Origin of the sequence: Streptomyces sp. NPDC102437, assembly GCF_044765565.1 — a bacterium.
Classification (GTDB): domain Bacteria; phylum Actinomycetota; class Actinomycetes; order Streptomycetales; family Streptomycetaceae; genus Streptomyces.
The window spans coordinates 1-26755 of record NZ_JBIWKI010000005.1; the positions used below are offsets into that span (position 1 = coordinate 1).

Annotated in this window: 24 protein-coding genes; 8 read left to right on the plus strand and 16 right to left on the minus strand. The window is 69.8% G+C overall.

Translation table 11 applies throughout. The annotated features are described in order from the left end of the window. Positions 1–134 precede the first annotated feature (134 nt). The 6 genes from fbaA to ACIRJP_RS08195 form a co-directional block, all read right to left on the minus strand. Positions 135–1166 (minus strand): class II fructose-bisphosphate aldolase, encoded by a 1032-nt coding sequence (fbaA, locus tag ACIRJP_RS08170; protein ID WP_404169743.1) that lies wholly within the window; start codon positions 1164–1166, stop codon positions 135–137. 214 nt (positions 1167–1380) lie between these two features. Further along, on the minus strand, positions 1381–1920 hold the full coding sequence (gene pyrE / locus ACIRJP_RS08175; protein ID WP_404169746.1) for an orotate phosphoribosyltransferase: 540 nt from the start codon (positions 1918–1920) through the stop codon (positions 1381–1383). Positions 1921–1997: 77 nt separating this feature from the next. Then, entirely contained in the window at positions 1998–2798 is an 801-nt protein-coding gene (locus ACIRJP_RS08180; protein WP_404169749.1) for an aldose 1-epimerase, read from the minus strand. A gap of 25 nt (positions 2799–2823) precedes the next feature. Further along, the gene (locus tag ACIRJP_RS08185) at positions 2824–3804 is read right to left on the minus strand and encodes an SRPBCC domain-containing protein (RefSeq protein ID WP_404169752.1); all 981 of its coding nucleotides are present in this window, start codon (positions 3802–3804) and stop codon (positions 2824–2826) included. A 97-nt stretch (positions 3805–3901) separates the two neighbouring features. Next, positions 3902–5500 (minus strand): polyamine aminopropyltransferase, encoded by a 1599-nt coding sequence (locus tag ACIRJP_RS08190; protein ID WP_404169755.1) that lies wholly within the window; start codon positions 5498–5500, stop codon positions 3902–3904. A gap of 84 nt (positions 5501–5584) precedes the next feature. Beyond that, positions 5585–6106, minus strand: a complete 522-nt coding sequence (locus ACIRJP_RS08195; RefSeq protein ID WP_404169758.1) for a DUF2617 family protein — start codon at positions 6104–6106, stop codon at positions 5585–5587. 771 nt (positions 6107–6877) lie between these two features. Between ACIRJP_RS08195 and ACIRJP_RS08200 the strand changes: the two genes are divergently transcribed. Continuing rightward, a complete protein-coding gene (locus ACIRJP_RS08200) occupies positions 6878–8047 on the plus strand; it encodes a pyridoxal phosphate-dependent aminotransferase (protein ID WP_404169761.1) in 1170 nt (389 codons plus the stop codon). 72 nt (positions 8048–8119) lie between these two features. On the opposite strand, the gene ACIRJP_RS08205 is transcribed toward ACIRJP_RS08200, so the two are convergent. From ACIRJP_RS08205 to clpB, 3 genes are all read right to left on the minus strand, one after another. Then, positions 8120–8680, minus strand: coding sequence for a YbjN domain-containing protein (locus tag ACIRJP_RS08205; protein ID WP_404169763.1), 561 nt, complete (start codon positions 8678–8680; stop codon positions 8120–8122). A gap of 83 nt (positions 8681–8763) precedes the next feature. Beyond that, positions 8764–10029: an MFS transporter gene (locus ACIRJP_RS08210; protein WP_404169766.1), complete on the minus strand. Its 1266-nt coding sequence runs from the start codon at positions 10027–10029 to the stop codon at positions 8764–8766. 415 nt (positions 10030–10444) lie between these two features. Further along, positions 10445–13057 carry an ATP-dependent chaperone ClpB gene (gene clpB / locus ACIRJP_RS08215; protein WP_404169769.1) on the minus strand — a complete coding sequence of 871 codons (2613 nt, stop codon included), beginning with the start codon at positions 13055–13057 and terminating at the stop codon, positions 10445–10447. Between the two features lie 254 nt (positions 13058–13311). On the opposite strand from clpB, the gene ACIRJP_RS08220 reads away from it, so the two are divergent. Further along, positions 13312–13716, plus strand: a complete 405-nt coding sequence (locus ACIRJP_RS08220) for a TIGR03618 family F420-dependent PPOX class oxidoreductase (protein ID WP_358944227.1) — start codon at positions 13312–13314, stop codon at positions 13714–13716. 142 nt (positions 13717–13858) lie between these two features. Here ACIRJP_RS08220 and ACIRJP_RS08225 read toward each other — a convergent pair whose 3' ends face one another. Together ACIRJP_RS08225 and ACIRJP_RS08230 are read right to left on the minus strand one after the other, a co-directional pair. Beyond that, complete coding sequence (locus tag ACIRJP_RS08225) at positions 13859–14179, minus strand: (2Fe-2S)-binding protein (RefSeq protein ID WP_404169774.1); 321 nt, start codon at positions 14177–14179, stop codon at positions 13859–13861. Next, positions 14176–14544, minus strand: a complete 369-nt coding sequence (locus tag ACIRJP_RS08230) for a hypothetical protein (protein ID WP_404169777.1) — start codon at positions 14542–14544, stop codon at positions 14176–14178. The genes ACIRJP_RS08225 and ACIRJP_RS08230 overlap by 4 nt, the downstream gene beginning before the upstream one ends. Positions 14545–14672: 128 nt before the next feature. On the opposite strand from ACIRJP_RS08230, the gene ACIRJP_RS08235 reads away from it, so the two are divergent. Further along, positions 14673–15659: a helix-turn-helix transcriptional regulator gene (locus ACIRJP_RS08235; RefSeq protein WP_404169780.1), complete on the plus strand. Its 987-nt coding sequence runs from the start codon at positions 14673–14675 to the stop codon at positions 15657–15659. A gap of 100 nt (positions 15660–15759) precedes the next feature. Here ACIRJP_RS08235 and ACIRJP_RS08240 read toward each other — a convergent pair whose 3' ends face one another. The 4 genes from ACIRJP_RS08240 to dnaK all read right to left on the minus strand — a co-directional run bounded on the left by ACIRJP_RS08240 (position 15760) and on the right by dnaK (position 19986). Then, on the minus strand, positions 15760–16206 hold the full coding sequence (locus tag ACIRJP_RS08240; protein WP_072487850.1) for a heat shock protein transcriptional repressor HspR: 447 nt from the start codon (positions 16204–16206) through the stop codon (positions 15760–15762). 1 nt (position 16207) lies between these two features. Beyond that, positions 16208–17392 carry a molecular chaperone DnaJ gene (dnaJ, locus tag ACIRJP_RS08245; protein ID WP_404169784.1) on the minus strand — a complete coding sequence of 395 codons (1185 nt, stop codon included), beginning with the start codon at positions 17390–17392 and terminating at the stop codon, positions 16208–16210. Between the two features lie 93 nt (positions 17393–17485). After that, positions 17486–18139, minus strand: a complete 654-nt coding sequence (gene grpE, locus ACIRJP_RS08250) for a nucleotide exchange factor GrpE (RefSeq protein WP_351254307.1) — start codon at positions 18137–18139, stop codon at positions 17486–17488. Further along, positions 18136–19986: a molecular chaperone DnaK gene (gene dnaK / locus ACIRJP_RS08255; RefSeq protein ID WP_404169789.1), complete on the minus strand. Its 1851-nt coding sequence runs from the start codon at positions 19984–19986 to the stop codon at positions 18136–18138. Before dnaK ends, grpE begins: the two co-directional genes overlap by 4 nt. 306 nt (positions 19987–20292) lie before the next feature. On the opposite strand from dnaK, the gene ACIRJP_RS08260 reads away from it, so the two are divergent. The 5 genes from ACIRJP_RS08260 (at position 20293) to ACIRJP_RS08280 (ending at position 26203) form a co-directional block, all read left to right on the plus strand. Then, on the plus strand, positions 20293–20928 hold the full coding sequence (locus ACIRJP_RS08260; protein WP_404169792.1) for a sugar transferase: 636 nt from the start codon (positions 20293–20295) through the stop codon (positions 20926–20928). Between the two features lie 107 nt (positions 20929–21035). Beyond that, the gene (locus ACIRJP_RS08265; protein WP_404169795.1) at positions 21036–23303 is read left to right on the plus strand and encodes a (Fe-S)-binding protein; all 2268 of its coding nucleotides are present in this window, start codon (positions 21036–21038) and stop codon (positions 23301–23303) included. Between the two features lie 203 nt (positions 23304–23506). Continuing rightward, positions 23507–24457, plus strand: coding sequence for a Yip1 family protein (locus ACIRJP_RS08270; RefSeq protein ID WP_404169799.1), 951 nt, complete (start codon positions 23507–23509; stop codon positions 24455–24457). Between the two features lie 161 nt (positions 24458–24618). Then, positions 24619–25026 carry a YciI family protein gene (locus ACIRJP_RS08275; protein ID WP_404170428.1) on the plus strand — a complete coding sequence of 136 codons (408 nt, stop codon included), beginning with the start codon at positions 24619–24621 and terminating at the stop codon, positions 25024–25026. Positions 25027–25057: 31 nt separating this feature from the next. After that, positions 25058–26203, plus strand: coding sequence for an RNA polymerase sigma factor (locus ACIRJP_RS08280; RefSeq protein WP_404169801.1), 1146 nt, complete (start codon positions 25058–25060; stop codon positions 26201–26203). Positions 26204–26237: 34 nt separating this feature from the next. Here ACIRJP_RS08280 and ACIRJP_RS08285 read toward each other — a convergent pair whose 3' ends face one another. Next, on the minus strand, positions 26238–26753 hold the full coding sequence (locus tag ACIRJP_RS08285; protein WP_358942286.1) for a phosphoribosyltransferase: 516 nt from the start codon (positions 26751–26753) through the stop codon (positions 26238–26240). Positions 26754–26755 lie beyond the last annotated feature (2 nt).

Sequence of the window (26755 nt, forward strand, 5' to 3'; positions counted from 1 at the left end):
TTACCCCGCCGCCCCCCGCCACCCCCCCCCTCATCTTTTTTTTTTTCGCCCCCCCCCCCGCCCCCCGGCCCGGGCGGCCCCCCCCCCCCCCCCGGCCCCCCCCCCCCCACGGCCACACTTCGTACCGGCTGCCGCTACTTCAGCTTGGTGCCGGTGGAGCGCAGGTTGGTGCAGGCCTCCGTGACGCGCTTGGCCATGCCCGCCTCGGCGGACTTGCCCCAGCTGCGCGGGTCGTAGACCTTCTTGTTGCCTACCTCGCCGTCGACCTTCAGCACACCGTCGTAGTTGCGGAACATGTGGTCCACGATCGGGCGGGTGAAGGCGTACTGGGTGTCGGTGTCGAGGTTCATCTTCACGACGCCGTTCTCCAGCGCGGTGGCGATCTCCTGCTCGGTGGAACCGGAGCCGCCGTGGAAGACAAAATCGAAGGGGTGGCTACCAGCAGCCTTGCCGTACTCGGCGCCGACACCCTCCTGGAGGTCCTTCAGCAGCTCGGGGCGGAGCACGACGTTGCCCGGCTTGTAGACGCCGTGGACGTTGCCGAAGGAGGCGGCCAGCAGGTAGCGGCCCTTCTCGCCCAGACCGAGCGCCTCGGCGGTGCGCAGCGCGTCGTCGACGGTGGTGTACAGCTCGTCGTTGATCTCGTGCGTGACACCGTCCTCCTCGCCGCCGGTCGGGGTGATCTCGACCTCAAGAATGATCTTGGCGGCGGCAGCCTTGGCCAGCAGCTCCTGGCCGATGGCCAGGTTGTCGGCCAGCGTCTCGGCCGAACCGTCCCACATATGGCTCTGGAACAGCGGGTTCTCGCCCCGGGCGACGCGCTCGGCGGAGATGTCGAGCAGCGGACGCACGAAACCGTCCAGCTTGTCCTTGGGGCAGTGGTCGGTGTGCAGCGCGACCGTGATGTCGTACTTGGCGGCGACGATGTGCGCGAACTCGGCCAGGGCCACGGCGCCGGTGACCATGTCCTTGTTGTACTGGCCGCCCAGGAACTCCGCCCCACCGGTGGAGATCTGGACGATGCCGTCGCTCTCCGCCTCCGCGAAGCCGCGCAGTGCAGCGTGCAGGGTCTGGGTCGACGTCACATTGATGGCCGGGTAGGCGAACTTTCCTGCCTTCGCCCGGTCGAGCATCTCGGCGTAGACCTCGGGGGTTGCGATGGGCATCTGACCGCTCCTTGGGATATGCGGGTGTGCGTTGCTGGTTCCCTGACCTGGGGGCGACGTCATCGTCGCCCCTATCTTCCCAGACTCTCGTTCCGGCTCCACCCGGCCCACCACCGGGCCGTTCCGGCAGCCGCTCGGCAGACATGCGCAAGGGGCGGGCCGTTTCACGTGAAACAGCCCGCCCCTGGAAAAAGCCGCAGGTCAAAGCCGGATGTCAGGCCAGGTCGAGATCGGTCACCGAGTAGACGTGGACATACGGCAGGCCCGCCTCGGCAATGGCCGGAGCAGCGCCCCGCTCCACGATCACGGCCACGGCCACGACCTCGCCACCTGCCTCGCGCACCGCCTCGACGGCCGTCAGCGGCGAACCACCGGTGGTCGACGTGTCCTCGACCACCAGGCAGCGGCGGCCCTTCACGTCCGTGCCCTCGATGCGGCGCTGCATCCCGTGCGCCTTCTGGGCCTTGCGGACGACGAACGCGTCCAGCTCCTGCCCGCGCGCGGCGGAGGCGTGCAGCATCGAGGTGGCGACCGGGTCGGCGCCCAGCGTCAGCCCGCCCACGCAGTCGTAGTCCAGCTCGGCGGTGGCGTCGAGCATGACCTGACCGACCATCGGAGCGGCCTTGCCGTCCAGCGTGATGCGGCGCAGGTCGATGTACCAGTCGGCCTCAAGACCCGAGGAGAGGGTCACTTTGCCGTGTACCACGGCCTTGTCCTTGATCTGCTGGAGCAGCTCAGCACGTACGTCACTCATGGCTACGAGCTTAGAGGCTGCCCGGCGGACCGCCGCCGGGGCCGGATCCGGGGCCGGAGCACGAGCCGGCGCCCGGGTCAGAGCCGGCGCCAGCTCCACGTCGTCGCGATCTCCAGAGGATCGATCGGGGTGACGTAGCGGGGCGCGGTGTTCAGCCCGTTCGGGGGGCCGGACTGCGGCTCCACGCAGACCGCCTCGTCCTGCTCGTCGTAGATCACGACCCACTCGGTCCGGCTCTTCACGGTCAGCTCCAGCTGCTCCGGCCAGGTGAGCGTCACCTCGACGCCGTCCGGCATCCCGAAGCAGTCGTCCCAGGGCCCCTCCAGGGGCGGGATGCGACGGCCGGTCGGCAGATGGTCCTCGCCCCGCTCCTCCTGCCAGGCCGCATCGAAGGCCACCTCCACGTCCTTGCCACCGCCGCCGAGGTTGCGCAGGAACCAGGGGTGCCAGCCGGCCTGCGCCGGGAACGAGTCCCCGTACGTCTCGATGCCGAAGGCTAGGGTGAGCGAGTCCTCGGCCAGTTCGAAGGTCTGGGTCACCCGTCCCGGGTACGGCCAGGGGTCGGCGAGGTCGTAGTAGAACGACGCCTCCCGTTCGGCCAGCCGGGCGGTTTGCCAGGCGGTGTCCCGGCCGGTGCCGTGGATGGCGTGCGGCGGGGCGTTCAGCGGCAACCGGTGCGGGACGTCGCCGTTGCGGAACAGCCCGTTCCCGGTGCGCCCGCACCACGGCACCATCGGGAAGCAGCCGTACCGCTCCCCCTGCCGCAACAGTTCGGTGCCACCGATCCGCAGGCTGTCGATGCGACAGCCGTCGGCGGGATTCACGGTCAACTCTGTGTCGCCGACGGACAGCCGGACTTCCTTCTCGCTGCTACTCACCCGCCCGACATTACTGGCGCGACCGCTACCGCCGCCGCCTCAACGCCCTGGTCACCACCACGGCGGATGCCAGAGCCAGCGCGGCGGCCGGGGCGACCCAGCGGAGCGTGACGCCCGCGGTGGTCGAATCGGGTGACGGAACGGGGGCGTACCGGCCGCGCGGCGGCGCGTGGTCGACCTCCTCGGCGCTGCGGCCGATCATGGTCCGCCTGGCGTGCGCGGCCTCCGCCGGGGGGTTCTCCGGGCCGGTGAACCCCGTCTCGGAAACCGGGTCGGGCGACGGCGGGGGCACGGGCGCGTCGAAGACGGCGCCGGTGCCCGGAGGGTTCCCGGGAGTCCCCGGCTCCCCCGGCTGCCCTGCCGAGGGCGCCTCGTCCGCCGAGGCTTCATGGGTGGGCGGTACGTCATCGGTGTCGCCGATGTCATCGGGGCCCTCGGGGCCGTCGGCATCCGGGGTGCTGTCGCGGGCGGTGGCCGCACCCGTCGTGTCGGCCTCCTCGGCCGCCTCCTCGATGGCCTGCTCCACGGCCTCGCCGAGCGGCCCGTCGGGCTCACCGGCGGCCGCCAGCGTCTCCGTCACCAGTTGCTGGGCGAAGCGGTCCAGCAGTCGGCGGGCCGACGCGAGCACCGCCGCCGCGTCCAGCTCCAGGAGCCGGCCGTCACCGCTCGCCGTACCCGTGAACCCCATCGCCGTACCGCCGTCGCGCTCGGTCAGCCCGATCGTCAGGCTCAGCTTCACCGAGCCGCTGCCCCGGGCCTCGGTGCCCTCGCCGGTCACCAGGATCGCGACACCGGACCCGGCCCCGGCCGCATCGGTGAGCCGCAGCGCGCCGCGGTAAGTGATCGTGTGGCCGTCGACCCGGACCTTGAGCCGGCCGGAGAGCGGGCCCGCGGACGAGTCGGCGTCCTGCTGCAGGCCCGGCACGCATCGCGCGACGCGAGCGGGGTCACCCAGCGTCCGCCTCAGGGACGGGACCGGAACCGGAACGAACACCTCATGCTCCATGGAAACCGAGCCTACTCAGCCCCGACCCTCACGTCAGCGGTTCCGCCTCCAGAAGCCACCCATCGCCCCGATCGCTCGGCCCGGCCCGGGCCCCCGCTCACCGGTCCTCCCAGTACCGCGGATGCACCAGTGTCGACGGCGCCAGCCCCGGCAGCCGGGCGCTCTCCGTCCGCCGCCCGGTGTCGATCAGTCCGGGCTCCGTCATCGACCGCAGCTCCGGGGCCTTCGGGGCGAGGCCGAGCTCCGGTCTGCGCCCCGCACCGGCGAGGACGAAGCCCCAGCCGGGCGCGCGCTGCTCGCGGTGCGTGGTCCGGTCGGGTCCGGCCGCGGAATCGACGGCCGGGCCGCTGATCCGGTACGGGCGGGTCCCCAGGCCCGCCGCCCTCATCGACGCCTCGACCGTCCAGAACGTACGCGGCCGGGACGCCGGCTGGCCCCCGTGCACCACCGCCCGGCCGCCGGGCGCGAGTGCCTGGGCGACCAGGCCGTAGAACTCCGCCGAGTAGAGCTTCGTGCTGGTGGAGATCCCGGGATCGGGCAGATCGGAGATCACCACGTCGTAGCTGCCGTGCGCCGCCCGCATCCAGTTGAAGGCGTCGGCGGTGACGGCGGTGAGCCGGGGGTCGCGGAACGCGTGGCCGTTGAGCTCCGAGAGCGCCGGGTCGGTACGGGCCAACCGGGTGACGTCCCGGTCGAGCTCGACCACCGTGACGTCGCGCACGTCCGGGTAGCGCAGCACCTCCCGGGCGGCGAGGCCGTCGCCACCGCCCAGGATCAGCACGTGGGCGCGCTGCCCGTTCATCGCCGGGTGCACCAGCGCCTCGTGGTAGCGGTACTCGTCGCGCGCGCTGACCCGCAGCCGGCCGTCCAGATAAAGATCCAGGGAGTCCCGGCCCGCCCCCGTCAGCACCACCTCCTGGACCTCGGTCTGCACCGCGACCCGCACCGCGTCCCCGTACACCGCACGCCGCGCCGCCCGCTCGAAGTCGTCGACCAGCGCGGTGGCGACGGCCAGCAGGGCGATCACCGCCACGTTGAACACGATCAACAGCCAGCGGGAGCGCGGGGTGAGGTCCCGCCGGAACACCCACAGCACCAGCGCCCCGCCCGCCGCCGCGTTGACCGCGCCGGTGAACAGCGCCCCGGTGAGCTGCCCGAGCATCGGCAGCAGCAGGAACGGGAACGCGAGCCCTCCGACCAGCGCGCCCACGTAGTCGGCGGCGAACAGATCCGCGACGGCGCCGCCCGCGTCCTGCCGGTCGACGCGCTGGATCAGGGTCATCAGCAGCGGGATCTCCGCACCGATCAGGATCCCGATCGTGAGCGAGAACCCGACCAGGGCGTAGCGCGACTCCCCGATCCAGGCGAACGACGCGTACAACACCAGCGCCGAGGAGCCGCCGACGAGCGCGAGCGCCGCCTCGATCAGCCCGAACCCCACTGCGGCACGGCTGCGTAAACGTTTCGCGAGAAGCGAGCCGACGCCCATCGCGAAGACCATCACGGAGAGCACGACCGATGCCTGGGTGACGGAATCACCGATCAAGTAAGAGGCGAGCGCCACCAGTTCGAGCTCGTACACCAGACCGCAGGCGGCACAGACGAAGACCGCGGCCAGTACGAGATACCGGCCGGTCCTCGGCCCTACGGGAAGAAACGCCGCGCCCCCTCGCAGCGACACCTGCTGGTCGATCATGATGCGAACGCTACGTCACGATCACGTGGCAGCCTGTCACCCGCAAGGGTGTAAGTGGCGTGCTCACAACGGGGTTGGGGCTACTCAGAGCACTGCCGCCGTCTTCCGCACTCCCACTCGGGTGCGCGTCACCACCAACTGCCCCTCCTGCGGGTACGCATGCCAGGTGCGCCACCGCACCTGGCCCTCGGTCCGCTGGGCGAGCATGGCGGTGAAGGCGTGCGGGCTGCCGGGGAACGTGCCGGCGAGACCCTGCGGGTGGTCGGCGACCAGCGCGAGGAGTTCCTGCGCGCGGCCCGCGAACGAGCCCTCCGAGAGGGTCTCGACGCGCGCCGCGAATTCGTACTCCCATTCCCCGAGCCGCTTGGAGACCCCGAGCGGGAGCGGGGTGCTGCTCCCGGGGATACAGGCCACGGTTTCGGAACAGGTGCCGCGGTCCTCTTCGAGGAGCACCTGGTGGGAGGCGCCGAGCAGGCGCATCTGGAGTCCGGCACCCGCGAGATCGAGGTCGAGCACGGCCAGGGCGGGGAGCGGTTCGCGTCCCAGCGTCCAGGCCAGGTCGGCGGCGCGGGTATCGGAATAAGCCGTCTGGAGGGTCGTGAGCATGAGTCGGCTCCGCAAGCAAGCATGGACACATGGACAGGGGACGCCCCCGACGTGATGCACGTAGGAGGGGTAGCGCCCAATCAGGTCCAACTGGGGTCCGAGGGCTGGATGTTCTCTCAACCGAGGGAACCACGAATAAGCCGTATCCACAGCGGTTTTACCCAACTTGCCGTGCTTTCCATCCCCTCGGGGGCCTCTCGGATCAACTGTTCACCGGCAACTCGCAAAAAGGCCCAACAAAAAGGTGCCCGGCGGGAGTTCACCCACCGGACACCTCCAAAACCAGCTGCCCGGATCAGCTACCGCCGCCGCATCCGCCCCCGCCGCCACACGAAGAACCACCACCGCACGAGGATTGGCCGCCGCCGCACGAATGGCCTCCGGAGTGCCCGGAGCTCCCGGAATGCCCGGAGCTCCCGCTTCCGCAGGACGAACCGCTGCTGCCTCCGCATGACGAACCGCCGCTGCTGCCGCCGTCACTCCCTGCCCACCAGCCGCCCTCCGAGCCGCCGCCGACGGACCCCCGCCGCCCGCGCCGCCTGCCCGCCCTCGCCCGGTTCCCGGCCTTCACCAGGACCGAGACGAGCAGCACGATCAGACCGACCGCGATCACCACACCGACGAATACCTTCACCGACCTCACGCCCTTCCGTCCCCCGAAGCGAGGTCCCCCGCTTCCACGCGCTTCCCGCGTGTGTGGGGGATGCCCCCGGCCCCGAACGGCCAAAGCAGACTTGAGCAACTCCAGAGCTTGCGCGCAGGATGACAGCCATGACACAGGGACGACCGCTGCTCAACCGCCGCCTCGACGGGTTCGGCACGACGATCTTCGCGGAGATGTCGGCGCTCGCCGTGCGGACAGGCTCCATCAACCTCGGCCAGGGCTTCCCCGACACCGACGGCCCCGAGGAGATCCGCGAGGCCGCGGTCCGGGCGCTGCGCGACGGGCACGGCAACCAGTACCCGCCGGGCCCCGGCATCCCCGAACTGCGCACCGCGATCGCCGACCACCAGCAGCGGCGCTACGGCATCTCCTACGACCCCGACACCGAGGTCCTGGTCACCGCCGGAGCCACCGAGGCCATCGCCGCGGCCATGCTCGCGCTGCTGGAACCCGGCGACGAGGTCATCGCGTTCGAGCCCTTCTACGACTCGTACGCCGCCTGCATCGCCATGGCGGGCGGCGTCCGCGTACCGCTGACCCTGCGCGCCCCGGACTTCCGCCCCGACCTCGACGCCCTCCGGGACGCGATCACGCCCCGCACCCGGCTGCTGCTGCTGAACAGCCCCCACAACCCGACGGGCATGGTCCTCACCCGCGAGGAGCTGACCACGATCGCCCGACTGGCGGTGCAGCACGACCTCCTCGTGGTCACCGACGAGGTCTACGAACACCTGGTCTTCGAGGGCGAACACATCCCGCCGGCCTCGCTGCCCGGCATGCGCGACCGCACGGTCTCGATCTCGTCCGCCGGCAAGACCTTCTCGTACACCGGCTGGAAGGTCGGCTGGGTCACCGCGAGCGCCCCGCTGACCGCCGCCGTCCGCACCGCCAAGCAGTACCTGACCTACGTCAGCGCGGGCCCGTTCCAGTACGCGATCGCCGAGGCGCTGCGCCTGCCGGACTCCTACTTCGACGGCTTCCGCGCCGGCCTCCGCCGCAGGCGCGACCTGCTCGGCGACGGACTGCGTGCGGCCGGGTTCGAGGTCTACCGGCCCCAGGGCACGTACTTCATCACCACCGACATCGCCCCGTTCGGCGAGAAGGACGCCTACGCCTTCTGCCGCGCCCTCCCCGAACGCTGCGGCGTCGTCGCCGTCCCCAACTCCGTCTTCTACGACGACCCGGACGCCGGTCGCGGCCAGGTCCGCTTCACCTTCTGCAAGCAGGACGACGTCCTGCACGACGCGGTCGGCCGGCTGCGGCGGCTGGCGCCCTGAAACGGCGCCACCCCGGGGCGGCGGTCACCAGGACCGCCGCCCCGGGGTGGGGTGTCACCGCCGTGCGAGGGCTCAGGCGCTCGGGGGAACCGGGTCCCCGCCGTCCGTCTTCTCCTCGGCCGGGGTCAGGCCCAGGCGCTCCTGCAGCCACTTGTCGAACTCGATCGAGGCGCGCACCCAGCTGACCGTCGACGAGACGAAGTGCTCCAGGCTGACGCCCGTACCGATGAGCATCTGCGCCTCACCGATCAGACGGACCGAGACCTCGGTCTCCTCGGAGCCCTCCTCGGGCTCGTGGGTGTGCGTGTAGACCTTCGGCCACAGCGTGCGGCGGTTCCAGTCGTCGATCGCGTCGAGCAGGACCGGGCGCTGGTCCGCGGCGTGCGGGCGGTCGTAGAACGTACGGACCGAGAAGACCTGCTGCTCGTCCTCGCCCCGGAACATGAAGTACGTCCGGAATTCCTCCCACGGCGCCGCGAGGTCGCCCTCGTCGTCGACGACGAACTTCAGCTCCATCTGTTCGAGGAGCTGCTTGACGAGGTCCTGGTCAGGGACAACGGGGCCCTCGGGTCCTGCCGCCTGCGGTTCGGGCTGGCCCCCGAAATTCGGAATCGAGGACGGATCGATAGACATCGCTGGGTACTCCTGTGGATCGCTCGTGGTTTCCTGCCGACGACCCTAGCCGCGTTTCGCCGCCAGGGGGGTCCAGGCCCTGCCTATGCCTTCGGGGGAATCATCTGCGCATCGCTTGCCCGCGCCCGTGACCAGGCGGCGGCGGCGAGGATCGCGCACAGCACCCCGAGAAGTCCGGACGCGCCGATGGTGTTCGCCGACGAGCCGGTCAGCTCCGTCGCGACACCCCCGAGGGCGACGCCGATCCCCTGCATGGCGGTCACCCCCGACCTGGCCAGCCCCAGCGCCTGGCCGCGCTGGTCGACCGGTGTCAGGAGTACGAAGGTGGCCCCGGCGGTGATCTGGTAGGCGGAGCACACCCCGGCCACCATCAGCAGGAACATGGCCGCGCCGACGCCGGGATCGAGCCAGTAGGCGACCAGCGGCAGATTCGCTCCGATCGCCAGCGGCCCGAGCAGCCGGCGCCGCGACTCGTCGCCGACCCCGGCCCGCCCCAGCAGGGCCGCCCCCAGCACCATTCCCGCCGGATGTGAGGCGAGCAGGAGTCCCACCGAGTACGCGCCACCGCCGGCTTCGTCCGCGAACGGGGCTGCCAGCCCCTCCGGCAGGACGACGAACCCCGCGAGCCACCCCAGCGCGAGCAGCGACCGGAGTCTGCGGTCCGACCAGATCAGCCCGGCCGCGCCCCCGACCTGTGCGCCGAGCCGCTTCTTGCGGGCATCGGCACTCGCCGCGGGACGGGCCTTCACGCCGAACCTGACCAGCATCGCCGAGAGGAGGAAGGTCAACGCGTTCACGCCCAGCGAGAGGTTGCTGCCCAGCCACGCGGCCAGCAGACCTCCGCCGGCGAAGCCGACCAGCTGGCCGGTCTGGTGGGTGATCTGCATGACCCGCTGGCCGCGTTCGTACCGCCCGGCGCCGAGCACGGTGGGCAGCAGCGCGCCCTGTGCGGCACCGAAGGGCGCCTCGGCCAGCTGCGCCAGCACCAGCAGCCCCGCGAGCAGCGGCAAGGGCATACCGGGCAGGGCCATCAGCCCGACCAGCACCATCCGCACGAGATCGCAGCTGATCATGACCGTACGCCGGGGGAACCGGTCCGCCAGGCCGGACAGGAGCACCCCGGACAGCAGTGCGGGCAAGGTGGTCAGCGCATATGTCGCCGCGGTCCACCCTGGCGAGTCGGTGCGTTCGAACACGAGCAACGACAGGGCCACGCGTGCCAGCTGATCACCCAGGATCGACTGGGCATAGGCGGCCCAAAGGGCACGGAATTCGCCAAGGTGAAAGAGATTGTCAGATCTGGGCTTTTTGGGCCCCGAATTTATCTCATCGCCTATCCGCTCGTTCATGCGGGCACGCTACCGACTGCCGAATTCCGCCCCCAACCGTGCCCGCGAGCAGGCCACGGCGGACGCCGCAAGGTGTCCTGATTATTCGCGCGACACCGGGCGGAAGCCGCCCGCGCCCGAACAGAAGTCCCTTGTCAGGGGCGGGCGATGCAGCCGGGGGCGGGGGCGGTCCGGAGGCTGCCACCCATCGGCGCGGAGCAAGACGTTTGGCTCAATATCGATGTTGAACGATGGATCATCGATGACGGTGACCATTTTTGCCTTTCTCCCGACATCACCGTAATTCCTCGCTCCCTGCCCGGCGGGGGAACGGCGGCGGACCCACGGAGGACTGACGGCGCGAACGACGGGGCCCCGGCCCGAGGACCGTGCGGTTCTCGGGCCGGGGCCCCGTCATCGGCCGGCCGTGCGCCTCCTACGCGGTCGCGCCCGACGCCCCGCCCGCGGTCGCGGGCCCGACGAGCAGATCGTCACCGACCCGGTCCACCCGGACGGTGTCGCCGTCCTTCACCTCGCCGGAGAGGATCTCCTTAGCCAGCCGGTCACCGATCGCCGTCTGGATGAGGCGGCGCAGCGGCCGCGCCCCGTAAGCCGGGTCGTTGCCCTCCTCGGCCAGCCAGGCCAGGGCCTCGGGCGTGACGTCGAGCGTGAGCTGCCGGTCGGCCAGCCGCTTGGCGAGCCGGTCGATCTGGAGCTGCGCGATGTGCGCGAGCTCGTCACCGGACAGGGCGGAGAAGACCACCACGTCGTCGAGCCGGTTGAGGAACTCCGGCTTGAACGAGGCCCGTACGATCTCCAGGACCCGTTCCTTCTTCTCCTCGGGCTTGGTCAGGGGATCGACCAGGAACTGGCTGCCGAGGTTGGAGGTCAGGACCAGGATGGTGTTACGGAAGTCCACCGTCCGGCCCTGTCCGTCGGTGAGCCGGCCGTCGTCGAGGACCTGGAGCAGGATGTCGAAGACCTCGGGGTGGGCCTTCTCGACCTCGTCCAGCAGCACGACGCTGTACGGGCGGCGGCGTACCGCCTCGGTGAGCTGGCCGCCCTCCTCGTAGCCGATGTATCCGGGCGGGGCGCCGACGAGCCGAGCCACGCTGTGCTTCTCGCCGTACTCGCTCATGTCGATGCGGACCATGGCCCGCTCGTCGTCGAACAGGAAGTCGGCGAGCGCCTTCGCCAGCTCCGTCTTGCCGACACCGGTCGGGCCGAGGAAGAGGAACGAGCCGGTGGGCCGGTCCGGGTCGGCGATTCCGGCGCGGGTGCGGCGTACCGCGTCCGACACCGCCCGCACGGCCTCGCTCTGCCCGATGAGCCGCCTGCCGAGCTCGTCCTCCATGCGCAGCAGCTTCTGGGTCTCGCCCTCCAGCAGGCGTCCGGCCGGGATGCCGGTCCAGGAGCCGACGACGTCGGCGATGTCGTCCGGGCCGACCTCCTCCTTGACCATCGTGTCCTTGGCCGCCTCCTGCTCGGCCTCGGACGCCTCCGCCAACTCCCGCTCCAGGCCGGGGATCTCCCCGTACAGCAGCTTGGAGGCGGTGTCGAAGTCGCCGTCGCGCTGGGCGCGTTCGGCCTGGCCGTGCAGCTCGTCGAGACGCTCCTTCAGCTCACCGACGCGGTTGAGGCCCTGCTTCTCCTTCTCCCAGCGGGCATTGAGGCCGCGCAGCTCCTCCTCCTTGTCGGCGAGGTCGCGGCGGAGCTTCTCCAGGCGCTGCAGGGAGCCGGGGTCGGTCTCGTTCTTGAGGGCCAGCTCCTCCATGTGGAGACGGTCGACGGCGCGCTGGAGCTCGTCGATCTCGAGGGGCGAGGAGTCGATCTCCATGCGCAGCCGGGACGCCGCCTCGTCGACCAGGTCGATCGCCTTGTCGGGCAGGAAGCGGGAGGTGATGTAGCGGTCGGACAGGGTCGCGGCGGCCACCAGCGCGGAGTCCGCGATGGAGACCTTGTGGTGGGCCTCGTACCGGCCCTTGAGCCCGCGCAGGATCGCGATGGTGTCCTCGACGCTCGGCTCGGCCACCAGCACCTGCTGGAAGCGGCGCTCCAGGGCGGGGTCCTTCTCGATCCGCTCGCGGTACTCGTCGAGCGTCGTCGCGCCGACCATGCGGAGCTCGCCGCGGGCCAGCATCGGCTTGAGCATGTTGCCGGCGTCCATGGCGGAGTCGCCGCCGGCGCCCGCGCCCACGACGGTGTGCAGCTCGTCGATGAAGGTGATGATCTGCCCGTCGCTCTCCTTGATCTCGGAGAGGACGGTCTTCAGCCGCTCCTCGAACTCGCCGCGGTACTTGGCTCCCGCGACCATCGCACCGAGGTCGAGGGAGACGAGCCGCTTGTTCTTCAGGGACTCGGGGACGTCGCCCTTGACGATGCGCTGGGCGAGGCCCTCGACGACGGCTGTCTTGCCGACGCCGGGCTCACCGATGAGCACGGGGTTGTTCTTGGTGCGGCGGGAGAGCACCTGGACGACGCGGCGGATCTCCTGGTCACGGCCGATGACCGGGTCGAGCTTGCCCTCGCGTGCGGCCGCGGTGAAGTCCGTACCGAACTTCTCCAGCGCCTTGTACTGGCCCTCCGGGTCGGGTGTGGTCACCCGGCGCCCTCCCCTGCTCTTCTCGAATGCGTCCAGCAGCCTCTTCGCACCGGCCCCCTGCCCACTGAGGATCTCACCGGCGCGGCCACCTTCGGCCGCGATGCCGATCAGCAGATGCTCGGTGGAGATGTAGTCGTCGCCGAGCTCCTTCGCGCGCTGCGCGGCGTCGGCGATGACGGCGAGCAGCTCGCGGTTGGGCTGCGGCGGGGCGACGGTGGACCCGGTGACGCTGGGCTGGGCGCCCAGGAGGCGCTCGGTCTCGGTGCGTACGGCGATCTGGTCGGCCTCGACGGCGGCGAGCAGATCGGTGATGTTCTCGTTGTCCTCGCCCGCGAGCAGCGCGAGCAGCAGGTGCCCGGGGGTCAGATCGGGGTGCCCGTCCTTCACGGCCCTGCTGGTGGCCGCGTTGATGGCGTCCCGGCTCTTGTTGGTCAGCTCGGCGTCCACGTGCGCTTTCTCCTCCTTGCGGTGACTGGTCTCTCTCCACAGCACTGACTCTGACTATGCCAAAGTGCGTAAAGTTGAGTCTACTGCACTCAAGACAATATTGAGTGGCCTCCACTCAACTTGATCGGAGGGCCGGGGCCGTCGGCCCGTCCGCCGACGCCGGGTTGCTTCGAGTGAACCGGCCGCACCGACCCACCGCCACCGGGGCGGGGGCGGCGCCCCGGGGCCGTGCCCGTGCTGCCTACGCTGTGTCCATGGCAGTCGACGTGACGAACCCCGGCCCCGAGTACCTCGCCTTCTGGCGGGCACGGCATGTGTGCACCCTGACCACGCCCCGCCCCGACGGGACGCCGCACGTGGTGCCGGTGGGCGTGACGTACGACCCCGAGACGAGGCTGGCGCGGGTCATCACCGGCAAGAACACCAGGAAGGCCGCCAACGTCCTGGCCGCCGGCCCGGACGGGGCACGGGTCGCCGTCTGCCAGATCGACGGGCGCCGCTGGGCGACGCTGGAGGGGCGTGCGACGGTACGCACGGAGCCGGAGGCGGTGGCCGACGCGGTACGCCGCTACGCGGAGCGCTACGAGCGCACCCCGAAGCCCAACCCGGACCGGATCGTCATCGAGATCGCCGTGGACCGGGCGCTCGGCAAGGCCTGACCGGCCCGCGGGCCGGTCAGGCAGGGCCCGGCCGGGAAAAGCACACCGGCCGGAAAAGGCACAACGGCGCCATCGTGTTCAGGTCACGATGGCGCCGTTGTGTGGGGGAGTGACTGAGCGACATGGAACGACGGGGGATCGCTCAGGCACTGCGGGGGGTGGCGGAAATAGTCTCTGGCTCGAACAGCTGGTGGTCCCGCCGGTCGAGGTTGACGAAGATCATGTCGTACCGGATCGCGCAGCGAACGGGCTGCGGGGCTCCACGCGGCTTGCGGAGGCAGCGGTACGCGCGTACTTCGTCGTCTTCTTCACGTGCGACAACGATGGGGTCGCCGAACAGAGTGACCATCAACGAGTCGCCACAGTGGGGGACGGCAGTGACGAGATCGATGAAATGCCAGCCTGATCGGTAGGCCGTGGCCATCTCTCGCCGGAAGGTCCGGTCGTCCGGCGGGATGGTCATGCGCTTGTGCGGGCCGTGGCGGAGCCGGTACCGGTGGGCGAGACCCAGCCGATGTCGGACGACTTGGCAGGCGCGACCCAGCCGATGTCACCGTCGGCCGAGGCCTGGACGACCCACCCGATGTCGGACGACTCGGCGGGCGAGACCCAGCCGATGTCGGCGGGCGAGACCCAGCCGATGTCGGACGAGTTGGCAGGCGCGACCCAGCCGATGTCACCGTCGGCTGCCGCCTGGACGGCCCACCCGATGTCGCCACCGGCAACGCTGTCCTCGCTCCAGCCAATGTCGCTGCCGCCCACCAGCCCGACCCCCAGGGCCGCGACGAACGAGACGGCAAGCGCCGAGCGATGCATTCGCTTATACATAGTCGGCTTCGTCCTCACTTGTGGATTCTTCTCCCCCGCACCTAAGACGATGTCTCACCTGGGCACGCAAGCACCACCGCGTAGATGCATCATGTTCTTGCATGTTCAGGAACCTGGGGGGTGACGATATGACCACAAGCAACACAAAGCCGACACATTCTCATGGGATCACCGAACTGTGCGACGCGGGAGCACGGCTTTACGCCAGTGCTTTGCGGCTGGGACGCATCGCCCGCGCCGAAGTGGAACCGGCGCCCTGCCTGATGGAGTTCGCGCTGCTGCATCCCGATCCGGACGACCCGGCCTGGCTCCGGCCCGTTCCACCGTCCACCGCTCTCGCACAACATCTGCATCCCATCGAGCGCGAGATCCTGGAACGGCGCCGGCACTCGGTCGAACTGACGGAGTCGTTCGAGCCGTTCATGGACATCAGCACCCTGGGGCCGCCCAGCACCCACGCCATCACCGTGCTGGAGGGCATGAACCGGATCAACGCGGCACTCGATCTCGCCACCGCAGAGTGCCGCACCGAAGTGCTCACCGTCCAGCCCGGCGGCGGCCGGAGCGAGGATGATCTCAGCAAGTCGCTGGAGCGCGGCCTGTCCGTGGTCCACCGCGGCGTCGGCATCCGCACCCTCTACCAGCACACCGCGCGCCACAGCCCCAGCACGCTGGCGTACGCGGAACGCATGGCCGACGACAACATGGAGATACGCACCCTCGAAGAGCTCATCGGCCGCCTGATCGTGTTCGACCGGACCGTCGCCTTCATCCCGGCCAGCGACGACGATCAGGTGGCCCTGGAACTCCGTCATCCCGGGCTGGTCGAGTACCTGGCCAACGTGTTCGAGCAGCTCTGGACCAGAGCGGCTCCGCTGCGGGAGGAGGTCAAGTACGAACCGACCTCCCTGGGCATCAGCGGGGTGCAGCGCTCCATCGCCCAGCTCCTCGTGGAGGGCCATGTGGACGACTCCATCGCCCGCCGCCTCGGCATGAATGTCCGCACCTGCCGGGCCCACGTCGCCAAGCTCGCCGCCGCGCTCGGCAGCAGCAGCCGTGCCCAGCTCGGCTATCTGATAGCGCGGTCGGGGATGCTGGAGGAGGAACAGCGCTGATGCCCCGCCCCGCGAGCGGCTTCACCGGTTCGCGGCGGCGTACGGCAAAGGGCCGGGGAACCGGCCCGTAAGCCGCCTCCCCGGCCCTTGGGGCCCGAGTTCAGTCCTTCGGCCGTTTCGGCCGCCAGACCACCAGCGCACTGGTCTGCTGGACGTCTTGATACGGCACCAGATCGCGCCGGTACGAGGCGTGCACCTGGGCCTCGCGCTGCTGCATCGCCTGTGCCGCGCCGTCCACCGCCGCCGAGAGCTCGGCGACGCGCTGCTGGAGCGCGGCGACCTGGTTCTCCAGCTCGATGATGCGCTTGATACCGGCGAGGTTGATGCCCTCGTCCTGCGACAGCTGCTGCACGGTGCGCAACAGCTCGATGTCGCGGGCCGAGTAGCGCCTGCCGCGCCCGGCCGTGCGGTCGGGCGAGACGAGGCCGAGACGGTCGTACTGGCGCAGTGTCTGCGGGTGCAGGCCCGAGAGCTGGGCCGCGATCGAGATCACGTACACCGGGGATTCATCGGTCAGTTCGTACGGATTGCGTCGTCGGCCGTCCACCTCAAGCTCCCTTCGCTGCCTGGAACAGCTCCGCCCGCGGGTCCTGGCCCGCGGTCGCCTTCCGGTAGGCCTCCAGGGCGTCCCTGGCCTCGTTGCTGAGGTCGCCCGGCACCTTCACCTCGACGGTGACCAGCAGGTCGCCCCGGGTGCCGTCCTTGCGTACGGCGCCCTTGCCGCGGGCGCGCATCGTGCGCCCGTTGGGAGTACCCGGGGGCAGCTTCAGCGTGACCGCCGGGCCGCCGAGCGTGGGTACCTTCACGTCGCCGCCGAGCGCCGCCTCCGTGAAGTCGACGGGCACGGTGACCGTGAGGTTGTCGCCCCTGCGGCCGAAGACCGGGTGGGCGTCGACGTGGACCACGACGTACAGGTCACCGGCCGGTCCGCCGCGTTCGCCGGGCCCGCCCTTGCCGCGCAGCCGGATCCGCTGGTTGTCCGAGACGCCCGCCGGAATCCTGACCTGCATGGTCTTGGAGGACTTCGCCCGCCCGCTGCCCTTGCAGACATCGCACGGGTCCTGGGCGATGAGGCCCCGGCCCTTGCAGTCCACGCAGGGATCGGTGAGCGAGAAGCCGCCGCCGGTGCCGCGCGAGACCTGGCCGGTGCCGAGGCAGGTCTGGCAGACCCTGGGGGTGCCGTTCTTGTCGCCGGTGCCGGAACACGCCTTGCAGGGCGCCTGGCTGGACATCCGCAGCGGGACCGTGGCCCCCTCGACGGCCTCGGTGAAGCTGAGCGTCACCTCGGACTCGATGTCCTGGCCGCGACGCGGCTGCACCCGTGTCCCCGTACCGCCCCGGTTGAACAGGCCGCCGAAGACATCGCCCAGACCGCCGCCGCCGAAACCGCCGGCCGCGCCGCCCTGGCCCCCGCCCTGGGCCCCTCCGAAGAGGTCGCCGAGGTCGAAGTTGAAGTTGCCTCCCGCGCCGCCGGGTCCGGCCCGGAAGCCGCCGTTGCCGAAGAGGGCGCGTGCCTCGTCGTACTCCTTGCGCTTCTTGCTGTCACCGAGGACGTCGTTCGCCTCGGAGATCTCCTTGAAGCGCTCCTCGGCCCTGTCGTCGCCCTTGTTGGCGTCCGGGTGGAACTCGCGGGCGAGCTTCCGGTACGCCTTCTTGATCTCGGCGTCGGTGGCGTCCTTGGGGACGCCGAGGACCTTGTAGTAGTCCTTCTCGACGAAGTCCTTCGTGCTCATCGACGTCCCTCCTTCCGGACGATCGGCCATGCGACCGGCCTGCTGGCCGGTCGCATGGCCGGGCGGTGGGCCGCGAGGTGGTCGGACGGAATGTCAGACCTCCTCGGTGCCACCGCTCTCCTCGTCGGTTGCCTTCTCTTCCTTCGTTGCGGCCGGTGTCGCACCCGGCTGGGGTTCGGCCACCGCCACCCGCGCGGGGCGGATGGTGCGCTCGCCGATCCGATACCCCGGCTGCAGGATCGCCACGCAGGTCGTCTCCGTGACATCCGGCGCGTACGAGTGCATCAGGGCTTCGTGGATCGTCGGGTCGAAGGGCTCGCCCTCCTTGCCGAACTGCTGCAGGCCCAGCTTGGCGACGACCGTCTCCAGGGATTCGGCCACCGACTTGAACCCGCCCACGAGTTCGTTGTGGTCCCGGGCCCGGCCGACGTCGTCGAGCACGGGCAGGAGCTCGGACAGGAGACCCGCGACCGCGATCTCCTTGACCGTGGCCCGGTCCCGCTCGACCCGGCGGCGGTAGTTCTGGTACTCGGCCTGGAGCCGCTGGAGGTCGCCCGTGCGCTCGTTGAGCGCGGTGCGGACCTGGTCCAGCTGGGCCGTCAGGCCGACTGTCTGTACTGCGTCCCCGGCCGGGGCCGCCCCCTCCTCCGAAGAGGAGGAAGAGGCGTCCTTCGGCTCAGCTCCGTCAGGGGTGGCGCCGGAGGGGACGTCGGGCTTCTCCTCGAAACCCGGAGTCTCCTCGGTCACACCGCACCGCCCTTGGCGTCCTTCTCGTCGTCCACGATCTCGGCGTCGACGACGTCGTCGTCGGCCTTGGCCTGGGCACCCGGCTGCGGGTCGCCCTGCGGGGCGCCGTCGGCCTGGGCGTTGGCGTACATCGCCTGGCCGAGCTTCTGCGAGACGGCCGCGACCTTCTCGGTGGCGGTACGGATCTCGGCGGTGTCCTCGCCCTTGAGCTTCTCCTTCAGCTCGGTGAGCGCGGTCTCCACCTCCGTCTTCACGTCACCGGGGACCTTGTCCTCGTTGTCCTTGAGGAACTTCTCCGTCTGGTAGACGAGCTGCTCGCCCTGGTTGCGCGACTCGGCGGCCTCGCGGCGGCGGTGGTCCTCCTCCGCGTACTGCTCGGCCTCCTCACGCATCCGGTTGACCTCGTCCTTCGGCAGCGAGGAGCCGCCGGTGACGGTCATCTTCTGCTCCTTGCCGGTGCCGAGGTCCTTGGCGGCGACGTGCATGATGCCGTTCGCGTCGATGTCGAACGCGACCTCGATCTGCGGGACGCCACGCGGGGCCGGCGGCAGGCCGGTCAGCTCGAACATCCCGAGCTTCTTGTTGTACGCCGCGATCTCGCGCTCGCCCTGGTAGACCTGGATCTGCACGGACGGCTGGTTGTCCTCGGCCGTCGTGAAGATCTCGGACCGCTTGGTCGGGATCGTGGTGTTGCGCTCGATGAGCTTGGTCATGATGCCGCCCTTGGTCTCGATACCGAGGGACAGCGGGGTGACGTCGAGGAGCAGTACGTCCTTGACCTCGCCCTTGAGGACACCGGCCTGGAGCGAGGCACCGATGGCGACGACCTCGTCCGGGTTCACACCCTTGTTGGCCTCCTGGCCACCGGTCAGCTCCTTGACGAGCTCGGCGACGGCCGGCATACGGGTGGAGCCACCGACGAGAACGACGTGGTCGATCTCGGAGAGCTGAATGCCCGCGTCCTTGATGACGTTGTGGAACGGGCTCTTGCAGCGGTCCAGGAGGTCGGCCGTGAGCTGCTGGAACTGCGAGCGCGTGAGCTTCTCGTCCAGGTGCAGCGGGCCCTCGGCGGACGCCGTGATGTAGGGCAGGTTGATCGTGGTCTCGGTCGAGGACGAGAGCTCGATCTTCGCCTTCTCCGCGGCCTCGCGCAGACGCTGGAGAGCCATCTTGTCCTTGGACAGGTCCACGCCGTGCCCGTTGGCGAACTGCTTCACCAGGTAGTCGACGACGCGCTGGTCCCAGTCGTCACCACCGAGGTGGTTGTCACCGTTGGTGGCCTTCACCTCGACGACGCCGTCACCGATCTCCAGGAGCGACACGTCGAAGGTGCCGCCACCGAGGTCGAAGACGAGGATCGTCTGATCGTCCTTGTCGAGCCCGTACGCCAGCGCGGCGGCGGTCGGCTCGTTGACGATACGCAGGACGTTCAGGCCCGCGATCTCGCCGGCCTCCTTGGTCGCCTGGCGCTCGGAGTCGTTGAAGTACGCGGGGACGGTGATGACCGCGTCGGTCACCTTCTCGCCCAGGTACGACTCGGCGTCGCGCTTCAGCTTCTGCAGGATGAAGGCGCTCATCTGCTGCGGGTTGAAGCTCTTGCCGTCCAGGTCGATCTTCCAGTCAGTGCCCATGTGGCGCTTGACCGAGCGGATCGTCCTGTCGACGTTGGTCACTGCCTGGCGCTTGGCGACCTCGCCGACCAGCACCTCGCCGTTCTTCGCGAAGGCGACGACGGACGGCGTGGTCCTGGCGCCCTCTGCGTTGGTGATGACGGTGGGCTCGCCGCCTTCGAGAACGCTGACGACGGAGTTAGTCGTGCCCAGGTCGATGCCGACCGCACGTGCCATTTCAATTCCTCCAGCTTGACTACTTGAGTGGAACTGACTCAAGGATGCACGACCCCCGCCCCACTGTCAACAGACCTGAGTCGAGGCGACTCAACTATCGTGCACAGACCCTGCGCGCCCCACTATTTCCCAGCCTGCGGCCCCCCAACCGCGCGCGACATCCCTCGCCCCGCGCACGAAACTCCCCGGTCCCCCGGGCGGCGCAGCCGCCCCCATCATCGCCCCATGGGATCGTTCTGTCACAAAATGTCGTGAGCCACGCAAAACCGGCATTCGATCCGCCGCGATCCCAGGCAGGTGCGAACGATGCAGACGAAGAGACGGGGACGGACACGGGTGCGGGTATGGGCACGCGCACGACAGTGGGAGCGTCCGCCGGCCAAGCGCGTACTGGACGTGACCCTCGGCTCGGCCCTCCTGACCCTGACCTCCCCCCTGCTCGCCGCGGGCGCCCTCGCCCTCGCGGCGCGCAGACCGCCCGGCGGCGTGCTGACCCGCTCACCCCGGATCGGCCTGAACGGACACGTCTTCGTACTGCGCTCCCTGCGCACCCGGCACCTGCGGCTGGACCTGCTCTCCCGGCTGCCGCACGTCGTACGGGGAGACCTCTCCCTGGTCGGCCCGGAACCCCTGGCCCCGGAAGACGCCGACCCCCACGCGGCACACTGGCGGCAGGAGCTGAAACCCGGCCTGACCGGCCTGGCGCAGGTGCACTCCCGCTCAGGAATGCCGTGGGACGAACCGGACCTGCTCGACCAGCACTACGCCGAGCACCACGGGACGGGGCTGGACCTGGCCATCCTGGCGAGGGCGGTGCACGCTCCGCTGCGCGAGGCGGCCCGCGGGCTCACGCGGCACGGAAAGGCACGCCTGAGCGACACAGATCACCGCCCGTCCGGCTACAGCGCGGCAGAAGAAGTCGGTACTGTCAGCACAGACTGATTAAGTTACTGCTTAGTAAGCACTGTGATCACCGATAATCGCCAGTACCCGTCTCATTGACGCTGGATCCGACCCTCCCCACCCTCGCAGGCCCGAGGAGCCCCCAAATGCAACTCGCCGCGATCATCGTGTCGCTGGTTCTGATCGTGGTCGGCGTGGCCCTGTTCCTCCGCGCCCTCCTGCAGATCTACAACTTCATGCGGCTCGGCCAGAACGTGCCCGTCGGCACCCGCACGGACGAGCCCGCACAGCGCACCGTCACCGTGGTCAGGGAGTTCCTCGGCCACACCCGGATGAACCGCTGGGGCATCGTCGGTGTCGCGCACTGGTTCGTGGCGGTGGGCTTCTTCTCGCTGCTGCTGACGATCGTCAACGCCATCGGCCAGCTCTTCAAGGCCGACTGGCTCCTGCCGGTCATCGGCGACTGGGCACCGTACAACGTCTTCGTCGAGTTCATCGGCACGATGACCGTGCTCGGCATCCTGACCCTGATCGTGATCCGGCAGCTGGCCCACCCGCGCAAGCCGGGCCGCAAGTCCCGCTTCGCCGGGTCCAACTTCGGCCAGGCGTATTTCGTCGAGGCCGTCATCCTCATCGTCGGCGTCTGCATCTTCATGCTGCACGCCCTCGAAGGCGCGCAGCACCACGTCGACGGCTACGAGTCCTCCTTCTTCATCTCGTACCCGGTCGTCAACTGGCTGGAGGGCATGGACGTCTCCACCCTCCAGAACCTCACCTACTTCTTCGCCGGCCTGAAGATCGCGACCTCCTTCATCTGGATGATCACGGTCGCCCTGAAGCAGGACATGGGTGTCGCCTGGCACCGCTTCCTGGCTTTCCCGAACATCTGGTTCAAGCGCAACGCCAAGGGCGAGACCTCGCTCGGCGAGCTGCTGCCGATGACGTCGGGCGGCAAGGAGATCGACTTCGAGGAGCCGGGCGAGGACGACGTCTACGGCGTCTCGCAGATCGAGCACTTCTCCTGGAAGGGCCTGCTCGACTTCTCCACCTGCACCGAGTGCGGCCGCTGCCAGTCGCAGTGCCCCGCCTGGAACACCGGCAAGCCGCTCTCCCCCAAGCTCCTGATCATGTCCCTGCGCGACCACGCGCACGCCAAGGCCCCGTACCTGCTGGCCGGCGGCGGCAAGGACATGGAGGGCAACGAGAAGGCGTCCGAGGAACAGCTCAAGGACGTCCCGGCCGCCGCTCTCGCCGAGGCCGAGCGCCCGCTGATCGGCACGGCCGAGGAGAACGGCGTCATCGACCCGGACGTGCTGTGGTCCTGCACCACCTGCGGTGCGTGCGTGGAGCAGTGCCCGGTCGACATCGAGCACATCGACCACATCGTCGACATGCGCCGCTACCAGGTGATGATCGAGTCCGCGTTCCCGTCCGAGGCGGGCACGATGCTCAAGAACCTGGAGAAGAAGGGCAACCCCTGGGGTCTGGCGAAGAAGCAGCGCGTCGAGTGGACCAAGGAGGTCGACTTCGAGGTCCCGGTCGTCGGCAAGGACGTCGAGGACCTCACGGAGATCGACTACCTGTACTGGGTCGGCTGCGCGGGCGCCCTGGAGGACCGGGCGAAGAAGACCACCAAGGCCTTCGCGGAGCTGCTGCACATCGCGGGCGTCAAGTTCGCGATCATGGGCGGCGACGAGAAGTGCACCGGTGACTCCGCCCGCCGCCTGGGCAACGAGCCGCTGTTCCAGCAGCTCGGCCAGGAGAACGTCGCGATGCTGAACATGGCGTTCGGCGAGGATGACGACGCGCCGGAGACGAAGAAGCCGAAGTCGTCCAAGAAGATCGTCGCGACCTGCCCGCACTGCTTCAACACCATCGCCAACGAGTACCCGCAGCTCGGCGGCGAGTACGAGGTCATCCACCACACCCAGCTGCTCCAGCACCTCATCGACGAGGGCAAGCTGATCCCGGTGACCCCGGTCGAGGGCCTGATCACGTACCACGACCCGTGCTACCTGGGCCGTCACAACAAGATCTACACCCCGCCGCGCGAGATCATCGCGAAGGTCCCGGGCCTCCGGAACGAGGAGATGCACCGCCACAAGGAGCGCGGCTTCTGCTGCGGCGCCGGTGGTGCCCGGATGTGGATGGAGGAGCGGATCGGCAAGCGCATCAACAATGAGCGCGTCGACGAGGCTCTGTCCCTCAACCCCGACATCGTCTCCACCGCCTGCCCGTTCTGCCTGGTCATGCTGACCGACTCGGTCAACGGCAAGAAGAACGACGGCAAGGCCAAGGAGTCGATCCAGGTGGTCGACGTGTCGCAGCTGCTGCTGGAGTCCGTGAAGACCCCGGCCGACCCGGCCGGTGAGGCCCAGGCGGCGGACGCGCCGGAGCCGGAGCCGGTGAAGTAACCCCCCGCGAGCCGCACGACGGAAGCGGCCGGACCTGCCCAGGGGGCGGGACCGGCCGCTTCCGCTTTCCCTGCCCGGCCGCCCGCCGCCCTGGAGCTGTCCCCCCGGGGTTCCCCTAGGGGATGTCACAGCTCGGCGGCAATGGCGGGCAGGTTCCCCAGGCCCCCTGACCGCACCGGCCCGGACCAGGTACGTTCGATGACGTGGCTGGATTCAGGATCGGACGCGGCCGGGACAACCGCACCCCGCAGCAAGCGCAGCAGCAACCGCGGCAGCAGCCGTACGGCACACAGGCACCGCCGCCGTACGGTCAACAGCCCTGGCCACCGGCAGGAGGCAACGCGGCCCCGCCGCCGTACAACAACGGCGGTTACAACGGCGGCGGCCACGGCGGCTACAACGGCGCCGGCAATGGTGGCGGTAACGGCGGCAATCACGGCGAACCGGAGTACTTCGGCGATCCGTACAACCAGCCGCAGCACCCCCAGAGCCCCCAGCACGGCGACCCGTACGCAAACTCCCCGGGCCATACGCAGGCGTTCAGCATCGGCGAGGACCCGTACGGCCCCGGCGACACCTACCGCGCCGGCCAGGCCCCCGCCCAGCCCGCAGGCCCCCGGCTGCCGTGGAAGGAGCTGCTCACCGGCATCGTGCTCCGCCCGGGACCGACGTTCTGGCAGATGCGCGACTACCCCGTCTGGGGCCCGGCGCTCATCGTCACGTTCCTGTACGGCCTGCTCGCGCTCTTCGGCTTCGACCAGGCCCGGGACGACGCGATCCACGCGACGATCTCCACAGCGGTGCCCTACGTCGTCATCACGGGCATCGGCTTCGTCATCGGCGGCCTCGTCCTGGGCGCGGTCACGCACACCCTCGCCCGCCAGCTCGGCGGCGACGGCGCGTGGCAGCCGACGGTGGGCCTGTCCATGCTGATCATGTCGATCACCGACGCGCCCCGCCTGATATTCGCGCTCTTCCTCGGCGGCGAGAACTCCCTGGTCCAGATCCTCGGCTGGGTCACCTGGCTGGCCTCGGCCGCGCTCTTCACCTCGATGGTGAGCAAGTCGCACGACCTGCCGTGGCCGAAGGCGCTGGGCGCGTCCGCGATCCAGCTGATCGCGCTGCTGTCGATCATCAAGCTGGGCACGCTCTGACACCCGCCCGCTCCTGTTCGTACGACGAAACCCCCGGCACATTCCGTCCGCCGGGGGTTTCTTCGTACAGAGACGGACGCGGATGTCGAAAACTCGTGACCTGCTCCGTCCCAGCGGTGAACGCGACCAGAATGGGTCGCACCAGCACCGAGGAGTACACGATGGCCAAGTACCTGATGCTCAAGCACTACCGCGGCGCTCCGGACGCGGTGAACTGCGTCCCCATGGACCAGTGGACGCCGCAGGAGATCACGGCGCATGTGCAGTACATGAACGACTTCGCGGCCCGGCTGGAGAAGACCGGCGAGTTCGTCGACGCCCAGGCGCTCGCCCCCGAGGGGACGTGGGTCCGGTACGACGGCGAGGGTCGCCCGCCGGTCACCGACGGCCCGTTCGCCGAGACCAAGGACCTCATCGCCGGCTGGATGGTGATCGACGTCGACAGTCACGAGCGCGCCGTGGAGCTGGCCGGGGAGCTGTCGGCCGCCCCCGGGGCGGGCGGGAAGCCGATCCACGAATGGCTGGAGCTGCGCCCGTTCCTGACCGAGATGCCCACCATCTCCGAGTGACCGGACCGACTCGGCGATGAGGGGCTCCTCCATGAACGAGAACCTCCTCCGGAGCCTCACGCCGAGCGTGCTCGGCATCCTCGTCCGCCGCGGAGCCGACTTCGCGGCGGCCGAGGACGCCGTGCAGGACGCGCTGGTCGAGGCGGTCCGTGTCTGGCCGTCCGACCCTCCGCGCGACCCGAAGGCCTGGCTGATCACCGCGGCCTGGCGCAAGTTCCTCGACGCGACCCGGGCGGACACCGCCCGCCGCCGGCGCGAGGACCTGATCGACGAGGAACCGGCGCCCGGCCACGCTCCCGCGGTGGACGACACGCTCCAGCTCTACTTCCTGTGCGCCCACCCGTCGCTGACCCCGTCGTCCGCGGTCGCCCTCACACTGCGCGCCGTCGGCGGGCTGACCACCCGGCAGATCGCGCGGGCCTGTCTGGTGCCCGAGGCGACCATGGCACAGCGCATCAGCCGCGCCAAGCGCACCGTCTCCGGCGTCCGGCTCGACCGGCCCGGGGATGTCGCCACCGTGCTGCGCGTCCTCTACCTGGTCTTCAACGAGGGCTACTCCGGCGACGTCGACCTCTCCGCCGAGGCCATCCGGCTCACCCGGCAGCTGGCGGCCGTGATCGACCACCCCGAGGTGTCCGGGCTGCTCGCCCTGATGCTGCTCCACCACGCCCGGCGCGCCGGGCGGACCGCACCGGACGGCAGCCTCGTACCGCTCGCCGAGCAGGACCGCAGCCGGTGGGACACTGTGTTGATCGCCGAGGGCATCGGCATACTCCAGACGGCCCTCGCCCGCGACCGGCTGGGCGAGTTCCAGGCCCAGGCCGCCATCGCGGCCCTCCACGCCGACGCGCCCACCGCCGGGGAGACCGACTGGCCGCAGATCGTCGAGTGGTACGACGAGCTCGCCCGCCTGACCGACAACCCGGTCGTCCGCCTCAACCGCGCGGTGGCCATCGGCGAGGCCGACGGACCACGTGCCGGCCTGGCGGCACTCGCGGCGCTTGACGAATCGCTCCCCCGCCACACCGCGGTGGCGGCCTACCTCCACGAACGCGACGGCGACCTGTCGACAGCGGCACGCCTCTACGCCGAGGCGGCCCGCAAGGCACCCAGCCTGCCCGAACGCGACCACCTGACCCGCCAGGCGGCCCGCCTCAACACCCACCACCACCACTGACCCGGAACAACTCCGCTGCCGGGTCCGGCACGGGTCAGGCGTCGAGAACCTGCCCACTGCGCCGCACGACGGGCTTGTCCACACTCCACGGGAAGTTGATCCAGCGGTCGGTCTTCTTCCACACGTATTCGCACTTCACCAGCGAATGCGACTTCTCGTAGATGACCGCGCTGCGCACCTCGGCGACATGATCGATACAGAAATCACGCACCAGCTTCAGCGTCTTCCCGGTATCGGCGACATCGTCGGCGATCAGGACCTTCTTGTCCGAGAAGTCGATGGCATTGGGAACGGGCGCCAACATGACCGGCATTTCCAGGGTGGTGCCCACCCCGGTGTAGAACTCCACGTTGACCAGGTGAATGTTCTTGCAGTCCAGCGCGTAGGCGAGCCCGCCGGCGACGAATACCCCGCCCCGCGCGATGCTGAGCACCACATCGGGCTCGAATCCGTCGTCCGCCACGGTCTGCGCCAGCTCACGCACGGCACGGCCGAACCCCTCGTAGGTCAGGTTCTCCCGCACGTCGTCCACGTTCACATCACCGCTCATGG

Bases quoted from the DNA above. Each gene is read 5' to 3' on its own strand.
- fbaA (WP_404169743.1), bottom strand. From the start codon at position 1,166: ATGCCCATCGCAACCCCCGAGGTCTACGCCGAGATGCTCGACCGGGCG.
- pyrE (WP_404169746.1), bottom strand. From the start codon at position 1,920: ATGAGTGACGTACGTGCTGAGCTGCTCCAGCAGATCAAGGACAAGGCC.
- ACIRJP_RS08185 (WP_404169752.1), bottom strand. From the start codon at position 3,804: ATGGAGCATGAGGTGTTCGTTCCGGTTCCGGTCCCGTCCCTGAGGCGG.
- ACIRJP_RS08190 (WP_404169755.1), bottom strand. From the start codon at position 5,500: ATGATCGACCAGCAGGTGTCGCTGCGAGGGGGCGCGGCGTTTCTTCCC.
- ACIRJP_RS08195 (WP_404169758.1), bottom strand. From the start codon at position 6,106: ATGCTCACGACCCTCCAGACGGCTTATTCCGATACCCGCGCCGCCGAC.
- ACIRJP_RS08200 (WP_404169761.1), top strand. From the start codon at position 6,878: ATGACACAGGGACGACCGCTGCTCAACCGCCGCCTCGACGGGTTCGGC.
- ACIRJP_RS08205 (WP_404169763.1), bottom strand. From the start codon at position 8,680: ATGTCTATCGATCCGTCCTCGATTCCGAATTTCGGGGGCCAGCCCGAA.
- ACIRJP_RS08210 (WP_404169766.1), bottom strand. From the start codon at position 10,029: ATGAACGAGCGGATAGGCGATGAGATAAATTCGGGGCCCAAAAAGCCC.
- ACIRJP_RS08220 (WP_358944227.1), top strand. From the start codon at position 13,312: ATGGCAGTCGACGTGACGAACCCCGGCCCCGAGTACCTCGCCTTCTGG.
- ACIRJP_RS08225 (WP_404169774.1), bottom strand. From the start codon at position 14,179: ATGACCATCCCGCCGGACGACCGGACCTTCCGGCGAGAGATGGCCACG.
- ACIRJP_RS08230 (WP_404169777.1), bottom strand. From the start codon at position 14,544: ATGTATAAGCGAATGCATCGCTCGGCGCTTGCCGTCTCGTTCGTCGCG.
- ACIRJP_RS08235 (WP_404169780.1), top strand. From the start codon at position 14,673: ATGACCACAAGCAACACAAAGCCGACACATTCTCATGGGATCACCGAA.
- dnaJ (WP_404169784.1), bottom strand. From the start codon at position 17,392: ATGAGCACGAAGGACTTCGTCGAGAAGGACTACTACAAGGTCCTCGGC.
- dnaK (WP_404169789.1), bottom strand. From the start codon at position 19,986: ATGGCACGTGCGGTCGGCATCGACCTGGGCACGACTAACTCCGTCGTC.
- ACIRJP_RS08260 (WP_404169792.1), top strand. From the start codon at position 20,293: ATGCAGACGAAGAGACGGGGACGGACACGGGTGCGGGTATGGGCACGC.
- ACIRJP_RS08265 (WP_404169795.1), top strand. From the start codon at position 21,036: ATGCAACTCGCCGCGATCATCGTGTCGCTGGTTCTGATCGTGGTCGGC.
- ACIRJP_RS08275 (WP_404170428.1), top strand. From the start codon at position 24,619: ATGGCCAAGTACCTGATGCTCAAGCACTACCGCGGCGCTCCGGACGCG.
- ACIRJP_RS08280 (WP_404169801.1), top strand. From the start codon at position 25,058: ATGAACGAGAACCTCCTCCGGAGCCTCACGCCGAGCGTGCTCGGCATC.
- ACIRJP_RS08285 (WP_358942286.1), bottom strand. From the start codon at position 26,753: ATGAGCGGTGATGTGAACGTGGACGACGTGCGGGAGAACCTGACCTAC.